This window comes from Stenotrophomonas sp. 57 (assembly GCF_030291075.1).
In the GTDB taxonomy this organism is placed as follows: Bacteria; Pseudomonadota; Gammaproteobacteria; order Xanthomonadales; family Xanthomonadaceae; genus Stenotrophomonas.
This window is the reverse complement of sequence record NZ_CP127407.1, coordinates 396725-409341: the sequence shown is the minus strand read 5'-3', so window position 1 is coordinate 409341 and position 12617 is coordinate 396725. Positions and strand designations below refer to the sequence as shown.

Sequence of the window (12617 nt, the reverse complement as noted above, 5' to 3'; positions counted from 1 at the left end):
CTACGGATTCACTCCTGTTCCGGCAACGGTGGCACGACCGGGCTGCGCGTGCTCTCACCAGCACCTGCAGCGATGAGGTCGCGGGTGTTCTTCTGCACCGCCACCGCACCGAACAGCGACAGCGCGTAGGCCATGCCGTAGAAGCCTTTCTCGCTCGATGCCAGCGTGGCATTCCACAGCCCAACCAGCAGCAGCATCAGCGCCGAGAGCAGCGCGAACCAGCACAACGCGTAGTACAGCGCGCTCACTGGGATACCCTCAACGCGGTCACGCACACTCTTCTGCAGCGACACCGCCGCGAACAGGCCGAACAGCAGCAGGGTCAGGTAGTAGCCCTTTTCATTGAGCGCCATCGTGGCGGCGTTGAACAGGCCGATCAGGTAGGCCGCCGCGCCCAGCAGCAGGGCCACCCACGAGGCGGCGATGAAGGCGGTGGACGGCTTGTGGGGCATGGCAGTGTTCATTGCAGATCCTTGGCAGGCAGTCGGGCACGCTTTGCCCGGGCGTGCCCACCCTAGACGATCCCGCCGCCGTCGCACAGGGGGGAGCAGGACCTTCGGGCCACGACGGTCACGCCTCCAGTGGTATACAAGGGACAGCCCGGCCATCCGCATCCCCGCCCTGGAGATACCCATGACCCGCACACCCCTGCTGCTCGCCCTCGTCCTGGTGCCGATCCTCGCCGCCTCTGCCTGCAATGCCGCCGACCCTGGCGCCAACGGCGCCCAGACCAGCGCGCCCGCAGCCGCCTCCGCCGCCGACCAGCGTCCGTTCACCGCCACCGAAGTCAGCCGTTTTGACCAGCCGTGGGCGATGACCTTCCTGCCTGACGGCAGCCTGCTGGTCACCGAGAAGCGCGGCAAGCTGCAGCACCTGGATCTGGCCAGCGGCCAGGAGCATGAGATCACCGGCGTTCCGAAGGTCGCCTACGGTGGCCAGGGTGGCTTGGGCGACATCATCCTGCATCCCGACTTTGCCCGGAATCACGTCGTTTACCTCAGCTATGCCGAGGAAGGCACGCTGGATACCCGCGGTGCGGCCGTGGCCCGCGCCACGCTGGCGCTGGACGCGAACGGGGCTGGCCAGCTGAAGGACCTGAAGGTGATCTGGCGGCAGACTCCCAAGGTCAGCGGCCAGGGGCACTACGGCCACCGCCTCGCCTTCGGCCCGGACGGCAAGCTGTGGATCAGCTCCAGCGAGCGGCAGAAGTTCGATCCGGCCCAGGACATGGGCGGCAACCTCGGCAAGATCATCCGCCTCAACGACGATGGCAGCCTGCCCGCCGACAACCCGTTCGCCTCGCAGGGCGGCGTTGCCGCGCAGGTGTGGTCGCTGGGCCACCGCAATATTCTGGGCATGGCCTTCGACGCCAACGGCAAGCTGTGGGCACATGAGATGGGCCCGGCCGGCGGCGACGAACTGAACCTGATCGTGCGCGGCGCCAACTACGGTTACCCGGTCGTTTCCAATGGCGACCACTACGACGGTCGCCCGATCCCCGACCACAGCACCCGCCCTGAATTTGCTGCGCCGAAGGTGACCTGGACGCCGGTGATCTCGCCGGCCGGCTTCGTGATCTACAGCGGCAGCCTGTTCCCACAGTGGAAGGGCAGCGGCTTCATCGGTGGCCTGTCGTCGACCTCGCTGGTGCGTGTGGCCTTCGACGGCGACAGCGCGCGCGAGGCCGAACGCTTCAACATGGGCGAGCGTATCCGCGAAGTGGAACAGGGCCCGGATGGCGCCCTGTGGCTGCTGGAAGACGGCAGCAAGGCGCGCCTGTTGAAGCTGACGCCGAAGGCCTGAGGCAGCGCCGGCCGCTGGCCGGCCCCCTGAATTCTCCCGGCATCCTGCGGCTGCCGGCCAGCGGCCGGCACTACCCTTCTGCAACGGCCCCGCATGCGGGGCCGCTTCCGTTTACTGGATGGTGATGACCTTCACCTCGGTCTTCGTGCAGGCCTGGTCCAGGCACTGCCCGTTCAACCACACCTGTCCATCGCCGATCATCACGCCCTGCTGGTTGACGAAGACCTTGCCGAAGTCCTGTTCGGACACCGCCTTGACCACCGCCGGTGTGATGATCTTCTCGTAGTTGCGCTGGAACTCGCCCGGGCCGGTGATCTTCTTTCCATCCGCGATGTTCAGCGGGAAGCGCACTTCCTCCACCACGGCAGCACGATCACCACCGACCACGGCGGTCTTGAACGCGTTGAACACCTTTTCGTACTGCGCCGCATCACCAAGCAGGGTTTCGATGCGTGCCCGTGCGTCTTCCGCGGGCGCATCCGCTTCGGGTGCGGCCGGGGCAGCGGCGGCGGGCTCAGCGGTGGGTGCTGCGGGCGTTGCCGGGGCGCTGGCCTCCATCGGCGGCGGTGCATCCGCGACAGGCTCGGACGGTGGTGCCGCCGGCTGCGAACAGGCCGCCAGCAACAGGGCGGGAATCAGACAAGCCATCCGGCGCATGCGCGCACTCCATCGAAACAGGGAGCCCGATGGTAGCGCCCGGGCACGCCCGGCGTGTTCGTGCAATGTGAGCGCAGCAACGCCGGGCATGGCCCGGCACTGCCATTCCGCGATCAACCCTTCAGCAGCTCGAACTGCACGGCTTCGCCGGCCGCCGACGAGGCGCAGACCCACAGGTCAAACTGACCCGGTTCCGCACGCAGCACGCCGTCGCGGCCGGCGAACGCCAGCTGCTCACGGGTCAGGGTGAACACCACTTCGGCCGACTCGCCCGGCTGCAGTGCCACCTTGCGGAAGTCCTTCAGTTCGCGCACCGGGCGCACGCGGCTGGCCACGCGGTCGTGGATGTACAGCTGCACCACTTCCTCGCCGGCCACGCGGCCGGTATTGGTCAGCACGGTGGTGATGGTCAGGGTGTCGTCCCAGCCGAGCTGTGCCGTGCTCAGCTGCGGCACGCCGTAAGCGAAGGTGGTGTAGCCGATGCCATGGCCGAACGGGTACAGCGGTTCGTTCGGGATCTCGCGCCAGCGCGCCTTGAACTCCGACATGGTCGGCAGTTCCGGGCGGCCGGTACGCGGGTGGTTGTAGAAATACGGCTGCTGGCCGGACACCTGCGGGAAGCTGACCGGCAGGCGCGCGGACGGGCTGTAATCACCGAACAGCACATCGGCCACGGCATGGCCGGTCTGCGTGCCCAGGTACCAGGTGACCGCCACGGCGTGCGCGTTGCGCACCGCGCCCTGCAGCGCCAGCGCGCGGCCATTGCGCAGCAGCACCACCAGCGGTTTGCCGGTCATCGCCACCGCTTCGGCCAGCGCCTGCTGTGCCGGCGGCAGAGTGATCTCCACGCGCGACTGCGCTTCGCCGCTGTAACGCTGCGGTTCGCCCAGTGCCAGCACCACCACGTCGGCACGCAGCGCGGCGGCAACGGCCGCTTCGGTGCCGCCCGGAATCGCGGTTTCCAGATCACAGCCGGGCACGATCTCCAGCAGCGAGGCATCGCCGATGGCGGCGCGCACGCCGGTTTCCAGGTCCACATAGCGCTGCTTGTCACCGAACAGCGTCCAGCAGCCTTCGATGTTCTCGCGGTCCTGCACGAAGGGGCCGATCAGGGCGATCTTCTGCCCGGTCTTCTGCAGCGGCAGCACGTTGTCGCGGTTGTTCAGCAGCACGATCGAGCGGCGCGCGGCATCGCGCGACAGTTCGTCATGCGCGGCGATGTGCGAGGTATCGGCTTCGCGCGCCGGGTCCAGCGAACGGTACGGGTCGTCGAACAGGCCGATGGTTTCCTTCAGCCACAGGATGCGGCGCACGCCTTCATCCAGCACCGCCATCGGCACCTCGCCGCTCTCGACCAGGCCCGGCAGGTGCTCGGCGTAGAAGCCGCTCTGCATGCTCAGGTCCAGGCCGGCGGTGAACGCCTTGGCGGTGGCATCGCGGTCGTCGGCGGCATAGCCGTGGGCGACCAGTTCCATGTCGGCGGTGTAATCGGAGATCACTACGCCCGGGAACTTCCACTCACCGCGCAGGATGTCGGTCAGTAGTTCGGCATTGGCGCTGGCCGGCACGCCGTTGATGTCGTTGAACGAGGACATCACGGTGATCGCGCCGGCGTCGAAGGCGGCCTTGAACGGCGGCAGGTGCACGTCGCGCAGGGTCTGCGGCGAGATGTCCACCATGTTGTATTCCATGCCGGCCATCACCGCGCCATAGGCGGCGAAGTGCTTCGGCGTGGCCAGCAGCGAATCGGCGGCACGCAGATCGCCGCCCTGGAAGCCGCGCACGCGGGCGGCGGCGAACGCGCAGCCCAGGACCACGTCCTCACCGGCGCCTTCGGCACCCCGGCCCCAGCGCTGGTCGCGGGCGATGTCCACGGCCGGTGCGTAGGTCCAGTGCAGGCCGGCGGCGGTGGCCTCGATGGCGGTGGCGCGCGCAGTGCGCTCGGCCAGGTCCGGCTCGAAGCTGGCGGCCTCGCCCAGCGGAATCGGGAACACGGTACGCATGCCGTGGATGACGTCGGCCGCCAGGATCACCGGGATGCCCAGGCGGCTCTCCTCGGTGGCGACCTGCTGGATGCGGCGGCCCAGTTCGGCGCCGACGCCATTGAACAGCGAGCCGACCATGCCCTCGCGCACCTGCTGCAGCACCTGGTCGGCATTGCGCACGTTGGCTTCCGGGTTCACGTCCGGGGCGAACGGGCGGACCATGTCCGCGAAGACACCCAGCTGGCCGACCTTTTCCTCGACGGTCATCTGGGCAATGAGGGATTCGATGCGATCGGAGGCCACCAGCAGTCCTTGATGAAAACGTTTACAAGCCCGGCATTCTAGCGATCCCGAGCCATTTGGCGAGAGGTTTCGTCATTCAGTTTCAGGCTCCAGCCGGATCCGTACGGTCCGGCTGGAAGCATCGCAGCTTACTCCGAGCCGGCCAGCCGGCGCTGCCCGGCCATCAACATGGCGTCGCTGGAGGCCTGGAACACGCGCAGGCCGAAGGCCGGCAGGATCGCCAGCAGGTGGTCGAAGATGTCCGACTGCACCGCCTCGTACTCGCCCCAGGCGGTGCTGCGGGTGAAGCAGTACAGCTCCAGCGGCAGGCCCTCGGTGGTCGGCTGCAGCTGCCGCACCAGCAGGGTCATGTCGGTATGGATGCCCGGATGGCTGCGCAGGTAGCGCTCCACGTAGGCGCGGAAGGTGCCCAGGTTGGTCACGCGGCGGCTGTTGACCTCGGCCACGCCCTGCTCGCGCAGGCGCCCGTTCCACTGCCCCAGCTCCTGTTCCTTCTCACGCAGGTAGTCGCGCAGCAGCGCGAACTGGCCGAGGAAGGCCAGGTCGCCCTCGTCCAGGAAGCCGACGCTGTGCTGGTCCAGGTACAGCGCGCGCTTGATGCGGCGGCCACCGGCTTCCTGCATGCCGCGCCAGTTCTTGAACGACTCCGTCACCAGCTTCTTGGTCGGGATGGTGGTGATGGTCTTGTCGAAGTTCTGCACGGTGATGGTGTGCAGGGCGATGTCGATCACATCACCATCGGCGTTCTGGCTGGGCATCTCGATCCAGTCACCGATGCGCACGCGACCATCGCCGCTGATCTGCACGCTGGCTACCAGCGACAGGATGGTGTCCTGGAAGATCAGCATCAGCACTGCGGTGGCGGCGCCGAGGCCGGTAACCAGATAGCGCAGGTCGACACCGGCCAGGGTGGCGACAATCGACAGGCCGGCGATCACGAAGATGACGATCTTGGCGACCTGCAGGTAGCCCTTGATCGGCTTGTTGCGTGCTTCGGGGCGACGTTCGTAGAGATCGTTGGCCGCATCCAGCGCATGCGAGATGGCCAGCACCACGGTCAGGATCGCCCACGCCTGGCAGGCGCCGATGATGAAGCTCACCAGCCCCGGCGGCAGATCGGGCACGATGCGGATGCCGGAAGCGATCACCTGGCTGGGCACCACATTGGACAGCCGCGAGATCACCCGCATGAGGTGGCTGCCACGGCCGGTGTCAGCGCCCGGCAGGCGGCTGAGCAGGCGTCGCAGACCCCGCAGCAGGATGCGCTTGGTCACCCAATTGGCCAGGCCGGCGGCGATCAGCAGCGCCGAGATCATCAACGCCAGGTAGGCGCCAGGATAGGGTTCCAGTGTGTTCTGCAGCTTTTCCAGCCACTGTACCGCCACCACCGCGTCTACCATCCGTTGTCTCCTTGTTTTATTGCTGATGAGGTTGCCGACCTGCGGCCGGGTTTACCGGGTCAGTCGCGCGTGCGCTCGATGATCACGCCCACCGCGCGCGCGCCGCGCACCGCACCGGGCTTGCTCAGCTTCAGGCGCAGCCACTTCACGTCGAATTCGGTCAGTACGATCTGGGCGCAGCGCTCGGCCAGGGTCTCGACCAGGCCGAACTCCGACTCGCGCACGAACTGCTCCAGGCGCTTGCTCACCGCCTTGTAGTTCAAGGTGTGGGCGATGTCGTCGGTGGCCGCGGGGCGACGGTTGTCGAAGCCCATTTCCAGGTCGAACACCAGGTCCTGGCGGATCCGTCGCTCCCAATCGTAGATACCGATCAGGGCGTCGATCGTCAGCCCCTCGATGAAAACCTTGTCCATTGCGGTTACCAGCGCCAATACAGGCGACCATGGTAACGGCACGGCGGTGAGCCTGCCCGGAACGGGCGGTAGGCGTCCCACGTGGCGCGGGCCCGGAAAAGACAAAGGGCCCTGCTAGCGGGGCCCTTTGGTACCTCTCAATGTCCCCAGGGGAAGCTGGAATCCAGCCGCGAGTCCCGGAGCACACGCTGGCGAAGGTATCCCATCGGTCCTGCTCGATGTGAGAGGCGATTGCGGCAATTGCTGGTGACGGAAAAAACAAAGGGCCCCGCTAGCAGGGCCCTTTGGTACTACCGTTTGTCCCCGGGGGGAGCTGCTGAACAGCCGCGAGTCCCGGTGGCGCAGGCACGCAGAGTAGGCAAGGACCAGATCGTCGGTCAAGGCCAATTCCGACAGGCAAGCTCAGGTATTCGTCCGAGGCGAAACACAGAGAATCGGCCGCACGGACAACGACGTTCCCTTATGGTTGTTGCCCGCCTGACTGGCCAACATCGATCCATTCTTCACCACCGCACATCACGATGGCTTCATACGATGCACTGCGGCGCGCGTTGTCAGCGGAGCGTCTGTCCACTTACGAGAGAATCGCATCGACCTGCGGCCCCGACGTCACAGCCGAATCCCTCTACCTCTGGAACATGCGGCTGTGCGGTGCACTGATGATGCCGGTCCATCTGTGCGAGGTGGTCACCCGCAACGCCGCGGCAATGGTTCTTGTTCGGCAGCACGGTCCACGTTGGCCCTGGAATGATGCCTTTAGACGCAGGCTGCCAACTTCGTCCAGTACTTCTCCACGCACGGCACTGGAACAACTTGCCAGTCGCGTAAGCGATACACCTGAAATCGTCGCCAACCTGCCTATGGTGTTCTGGCAGCAGCTATTCACATGTCGCTTCGATTCCACGCTGTGGATACCGGCACTCAGCGGAGTCCTGCGCCATGCGCCTTGCGCCCACCCCAGTGTCATCCGGAAAGCCATCCACGCGGATATTGGCCGCATCCGCCACCTGCGCAACCGCATCGCCCATCACGAGCCCATCCTCGAGCGCGACATCGGCGCCGACCTGGCCGCGATCGGGCGGCTGATCCACGCCCGCAGCCCGCACACCCTGGGCTGGCTGCAGCGCCATGAGCGGGCGACGACCGTGCTGGCGGCGTCGCCGTTGGCAGGGCATCGGTAATACGTCCGCCGGGCGTGGCCCGGCGCCGCTGGTTCACACCGCTGGCAGGGTCGCCATGTCCCAGCGCGGGGTCACGTCCACCTTCGGCGGGCTGTGCTGGCCGGCCTGCAGGCGCAGGGCGCCGGCGAAGGCGATCATCGCGCCGTTGTCGGTGCACAGTGCCGGTCGCGGGAAGCAGGCGCGGCCGCCCAGGCGCTCGGCCATCTGCTGCAGGCGGGCGCGCAGGCGCTTGTTCGCGCCCACGCCGCCGGCCACCACGATCACGTTGGTGCCGGCCGCTTCAAGCGCGCGCTCGCACTTGATCGACAGGGTCTCGACCACCGCATCTTCAAAGCCACGGGCGATGTCGGCGCGGGTCTGCTCGCTCTGGTCGCTGTCGCGCCAGGCCATCAGGACCTGGGTCTTCAGGCCGGAGAAACTGAAATCCAGCCCCGGGCGGTCGGTCATCGGCCGCGCGAAGCGGTACGCGCCCGGCGTGCCCTGCTCGGCCAGCCTGGCCAGCTGGGGGCCACCCGGGTATGGGAGGCCCATCAGCTTGGCGGTCTTGTCGAAGGCCTCGCCGGCCGCATCGTCCAGGGTCTCGCCCAGCAGGCGGTACTGGCCGATGGCGTCCACCGCCACCAGCTGGGTATGGCCGCCGGACACCAGCAGCGCCACGAACGGCGCTTCCGGCGGGTCGTCCTCCATCAGCGGGGCCAGCAGGTGGCCTTCCATATGGTGTACGCCCACCGCCGGCACCTCCAGCGCCCAGGCCAGCGAGCGGGCCACGCCGGCGCCCACCAGCAGCGCACCGACCAGGCCGGGACCGGCCGTATAGGCCACCCCGTCGATATCGCCTACGCCAAGGCCGGCGTCGGCCAGGGTCTGGCGCACCAGCGGCAGCAGCTTGCGGACGTGGTCGCGGCTGGCCAGCTCGGGCACTACACCGCCGTACTCGGCATGCAGGGCGATCTGGCTGTAGACCGCATGGGCGCGCAGGGCCGCGCTGCCGGCCACGTCGGTGTCATACACCGCCACGCCGGTCTCATCACAGGAAGATTCGATGCCAAGGACTCGCATGCCTGCTATTATGACGCCCCTGCCGCCCCCTCGGGGGATGTGCAGATCTCACTGCTTTCGAACTTCCGGCCCGTATTCAGGGTTGGCCGCTTGCAGTTTGTCTATTCGCCGCTATAATGTGCGGCTCGCCGGGCGTGACCCGGTTCTACTGTGTCCCGGAGATTCCATGCCCAGCGTCAAAGTCCGCGAGAACGAGCCCTTCGAGTTTGCTCTTCGCCGCTTCAAGCGCACTTGCGAAAAGGCCGGTGTGCTGGCCGAAACCCGCAAGCGCGAGTTCTACGAAAAGCCGACCCAGGAGCGCAAGCGCAAGGCCGCCGCTGCTGTGAAGCGTCAGCTGCGCCGCTCGTCGCGCGACGTCACCAAGCGTCAGCGCCTGTACTGATCGGACGCATCTTCATTGCGACGGGCCTGCCTGTCGCGATGGAGCCGAAGCCGGCACGCGCGAGCGTCGCCGGCTTTTTGCGTTTCCGGGTTCGGGCATCCGCCCCGCCCCACCTACCACCACGAGGTTCCTCATGAGCATGAAGCAGCAGCTCACCGACGACATGAAGGCCGCCATGAAGGCGGGCGAGAAGCACAAGCTGGGCGTGATCCGCCTGATCAACGCTGCCATCAAGCAGCGCGAAGTGGACGAGCGCATCGAGCTGGACGACACCGCCGTGATCGCCGTGCTCGACAAGATGGTCAAGCAGCGCAAGGACTCGGTCAGCCAGTTCGAAGCCGCCAACCGTGAAGACCTGGCCGAGATCGAGCGCGCCGAGATCGTGGTCATCGAAGCCTACCTGCCGGCCAAGATGGGCGAAGCCGAGATCGTGGCCGCCATCCAGGCCGCCATCGCCGAAACCGGTGCTTCCGGCCCGGCCGACATGGGCAAGCTGATGGGCGCGCTGAAGCCCAAGCTCGCCGGCCAGGCCGACATGGGCCTGGTGTCCAAGCTGGTCAAGCAGCTGCTGGCATAAGCCATTGCCGGGGTCGGATCCCTTTCGCATCGCGGAAGGGCTCTGACCCCATCAGCGCCCCTGTTTCACCGCACCTTCGTCGGTCGCCTGCTACAACCGCACACATGGTCGAACCCGAGCCCAACGTTCCCGTGTCACTGCACAAGTACATCAAGCGCCTGCAGGACAGCTTCCCGATGGCGGTGGCCAAGCGCTTCATCGACGTCGACGTGCTGACCCAGGCAGCTTCCGTCTCCTTCTACGCCCTGCTGTCGATGGCACCGTTGCTGGTCCTGCTGCTGTGGCTGACCGCCTCACTGTACCCCCCGGCCCAGCAGGCGCTGATCGACCAGATCAGCTCGGTGGCCGGCAGCAGCGCGGCTACCGTGGCCGAAACCGTTCTGAAGAACGCCGACAACCAGCCGGATGTCGGGTCGCTGGCGGGTGTGTGGAGCACGCTGCTGCTGTTCGTGGGTGCCACCGCCGTGTTCGCCCAGCTGCAGAACGCACTGAACCTGATCTTCCGCACCAGCGGCGAGCGCCTGGAAGGCGTCAAGGCCTGGCTGCGCAAGCGCGTGTTCTCGTTCGGCGTGGTGCTGGCGCTGGGCTTCCTGTTGATCCTGTCGATGACCGCCACCACGGTGCTGCAGGTGGCCTTCGCGCAACTGCCTTCGATCCTGCCCGCGCTGGGGTACGTCACGAGCCTGCTGCTTTACGCAGTCGGCTTCGCCTTCATGTACCACTATCTGCCCGACCGTCGCGTGGCGTGGCGCCAGGCCTTCATCGGCGGCGTGATCACCTCGGCACTGTTCGCACTGGGCCGCTACGGCATCGGCGTCTACATCGCCACCGTGGCACCCGGCAGTGCCTACGGCTCGATGGGCGCGCTGGTGATCTCGCTGGTCTGGATCTACTACGCCACCGTGGTCTTCTTCGTTGGCGCACTGATGACGGCTGTGATCGATGAACGCCTGCGCGCACGTCATCACCTGGCCGCAGCCGGCATTGATCCGGCAACCGCCAGCCAGGTGCCCGACAGGGGGTAAACTAGGCCGACCGCCCCCGGTTCCGTCGCGTGGTCCTGCACCGCGCCCTGCCCTGTTGCCCATGGCCCGTATCCCCGACGCTTTCATCGACGACCTGCTCGCCCGCACCGACATTGTCGAGGTGGTGGGCAGCCGCGTGCCGTTGAAGCGCCAGGGCAAGGAGTACGCAGCGCGCTGCCCGTTCCATGACGAGCGCTCGGCCTCGTTCACGGTCTCGCCCACCAAACAGTTCTATCACTGCTTCGGCTGCGGCGCGCACGGCACCGCGATCAGCTTCCTGATGAACTACGACCGCCTCGAGTTCCTCGACGCGGTGGATGAGCTGGCCAAGCGCGCCGGCATGGAAGTACCGCGCAACGAGAACCCGCGCAGCCCGCAGCAGCAGGACGACAGCCGCGAGCTGTACTCCGCTCTGGACGCCGCTGCCAAGTTCTTCCAGAAGAACCTGGAAGGCAGCGAGAAGGCGCGCAGCTACCTCGACGGCCGCGGCGTGGACGAAGAGAACCGCGCACGCTTCCAGATCGGCTATGCGCCCGATGGCTACAGCGGGCTGCGCGATGCGCTGGGCAAGGACGAGCGGCGCATGAAGCTGCTCGACCGCGCCGGCCTGTTCTCCAAGAACGACCGCGGCCACGTCTACGACAAGTTCCGCGACCGGGTGATGTTCCCGATCTTCGATCGCCGGGGCCGGGTGATCGCCTTCGGTGGCCGCGTGTTCGAGAAGGACGACGGCCCCAAGTACCTCAACTCGCCCGAGACCGCGCTGTTCCACAAGGGCCGCGAACTGTACGGCCTGTGGCAGGTGCGCCAGGCCAACCAGAAGATCGAGCGCTTGATCGTGGTCGAGGGCTACATGGACGTGGTCTCGCTGTTCCAGTTCGGCGTCACCCAGGCGGTGGCCACGCTGGGCACCGCGACCACGCCGGACCATGCCGAGCTGTTGTTCCGCAACGCGCCGGATGTGTTCTTCTGCTTCGACGGCGACGCCGCCGGCCGCCGCGCCGGCTGGAAGGCGCTGGAGTCGGTGCTGCCGCGCATGAAGGATGGCCGCCAGGCCTTCTTCCTGTTCCTGCCCGATGGCGAGGACCCGGACACCATCGTGCGCAAGGAAGGCGCCGAGGCCTTCAACGAACGCTTGAAGCAGGCCACGCCGCTGTCGCAGTTCTTCTTCGACGAACTGACCCGCGAGATCAACCTGGGGACGCTGGACGGCAAGGCGCGCCTGGCCGAACGCGCAAAGCCGATGCTGGCGCAGATTCCCGACGGCGCCTTCGGCGATCTGATGAAGCAGCAGCTGGGGCAGCTGACCGGCCTGGGGGGTGGCAACGCTGCCGCCACGCGCACACCGCAGCCACAACGCCAGCCCTCGCGCACGATCCAGCCAGTGGCCAGGCGCAGCCTGGTGCGCGGCGCGATCGCCGTGCTGCTGCAGCAGCCGTCGCTGGCGCTGACCCTGGGCGGCAAGCATCACTTCCAGGGCCTGCGCCTGCCCGGCGTGGAGCTGCTGCTGGAGCTGCTGGGACTGGTCGAACAGCGCCCGGACATCAGCACCGGTGCCCTGCTGGAACACTTCGACGGCCGCGAGGAACAGTCCTCGCTGCATACGCTGGCGGCACAGACGCTGCCCGGCACCGAGGCCAGCTGGACCCAGGAACTGCACGACGCGGTGGCCCAGCTGGAAAAACAACTGCTGGTGCAACGTCTGGACGAACTGCTGGCAAAGCAGCGCCAGCAGGGTCTGGACGATACTGACAAGTACGAACTGCGCGAGCTGCTGAAGGCCCGCGCCGGGCTGCGCCTGTAGAGGGGCAGAACGCTTTCACGGAGAGGAC

Annotated in this window: 12 protein-coding genes; 6 read left to right on the top strand and 6 right to left on the bottom strand. The window is 67.0% G+C overall.

Annotation, left to right across the window (positions count from 1 at the left end; translation table 11 throughout):
* Positions 1-8 precede the first annotated feature (8 nt).
* Positions 9-464 (bottom strand): inner membrane protein YiaA, encoded by a 456-nt coding sequence (yiaA, locus tag QP512_RS01810; RefSeq protein ID WP_286070729.1) that lies wholly within the window; start codon positions 462-464, stop codon positions 9-11.
* Positions 465-633: 169 nt separating this feature from the next.
* Between yiaA and QP512_RS01805 the strand changes: the two genes are divergently transcribed.
* Positions 634-1803, top strand: coding sequence for a PQQ-dependent sugar dehydrogenase (locus QP512_RS01805; protein ID WP_286070728.1), 1170 nt, complete (start codon positions 634-636; stop codon positions 1801-1803).
* A gap of 111 nt (positions 1804-1914) precedes the next feature.
* Here the strand turns inward: QP512_RS01805 and QP512_RS01800 are convergent, their stop codons facing one another.
* The 4 genes from QP512_RS01800 to folB form a co-directional block, all read right to left on the bottom strand.
* Positions 1915-2460 carry a hypothetical protein gene (locus tag QP512_RS01800; protein ID WP_286070727.1) on the bottom strand — a complete coding sequence of 182 codons (546 nt, stop codon included), beginning with the start codon at positions 2458-2460 and terminating at the stop codon, positions 1915-1917.
* 113 nt (positions 2461-2573) lie between these two features.
* The gene (locus QP512_RS01795; RefSeq protein ID WP_286070726.1) at positions 2574-4748 is read right to left on the bottom strand and encodes a glycoside hydrolase family 3 N-terminal domain-containing protein; all 2175 of its coding nucleotides are present in this window, start codon (positions 4746-4748) and stop codon (positions 2574-2576) included.
* Positions 4749-4876: 128 nt separating this feature from the next.
* Positions 4877-6148 carry a mechanosensitive ion channel domain-containing protein gene (locus tag QP512_RS01790; protein ID WP_286070725.1) on the bottom strand — a complete coding sequence of 424 codons (1272 nt, stop codon included), beginning with the start codon at positions 6146-6148 and terminating at the stop codon, positions 4877-4879.
* A gap of 59 nt (positions 6149-6207) precedes the next feature.
* Complete coding sequence (folB, locus tag QP512_RS01785; RefSeq protein ID WP_019336361.1) at positions 6208-6561, bottom strand: dihydroneopterin aldolase; 354 nt, start codon at positions 6559-6561, stop codon at positions 6208-6210.
* Between the two features lie 521 nt (positions 6562-7082).
* Here folB and QP512_RS01780 point away from each other — a divergent pair.
* Positions 7083-7742: a hypothetical protein gene (locus tag QP512_RS01780; protein ID WP_286070724.1), complete on the top strand. Its 660-nt coding sequence runs from the start codon at positions 7083-7085 to the stop codon at positions 7740-7742.
* 33 nt (positions 7743-7775) lie between these two features.
* Here QP512_RS01780 and tsaD read toward each other — a convergent pair whose 3' ends face one another.
* Positions 7776-8801 (bottom strand): tRNA (adenosine(37)-N6)-threonylcarbamoyltransferase complex transferase subunit TsaD, encoded by a 1026-nt coding sequence (gene tsaD / locus QP512_RS01775; protein WP_286070723.1) that lies wholly within the window; start codon positions 8799-8801, stop codon positions 7776-7778.
* Positions 8802-8967: 166 nt separating this feature from the next.
* On the opposite strand from tsaD, the gene rpsU reads away from it, so the two are divergent.
* The 4 genes from rpsU (at position 8968) to dnaG (ending at position 12589) form a co-directional block, all read left to right on the top strand.
* On the top strand, positions 8968-9183 hold the full coding sequence (gene rpsU / locus QP512_RS01770) for a 30S ribosomal protein S21 (RefSeq protein WP_002808376.1): 216 nt from the start codon (positions 8968-8970) through the stop codon (positions 9181-9183).
* A 133-nt stretch (positions 9184-9316) separates the two neighbouring features.
* Entirely contained in the window at positions 9317-9760 is a 444-nt protein-coding gene (locus tag QP512_RS01765) for a GatB/YqeY domain-containing protein (RefSeq protein ID WP_049426948.1), read from the top strand.
* A 104-nt stretch (positions 9761-9864) separates the two neighbouring features.
* On the top strand, positions 9865-10785 hold the full coding sequence (locus tag QP512_RS01760) for a YihY/virulence factor BrkB family protein (RefSeq protein ID WP_286070722.1): 921 nt from the start codon (positions 9865-9867) through the stop codon (positions 10783-10785).
* Between the two features lie 61 nt (positions 10786-10846).
* Positions 10847-12589, top strand: coding sequence for a DNA primase (dnaG, locus tag QP512_RS01755; protein WP_286070721.1), 1743 nt, complete (start codon positions 10847-10849; stop codon positions 12587-12589).
* The last annotated feature ends 28 nt before the right edge of the window (positions 12590-12617 follow it).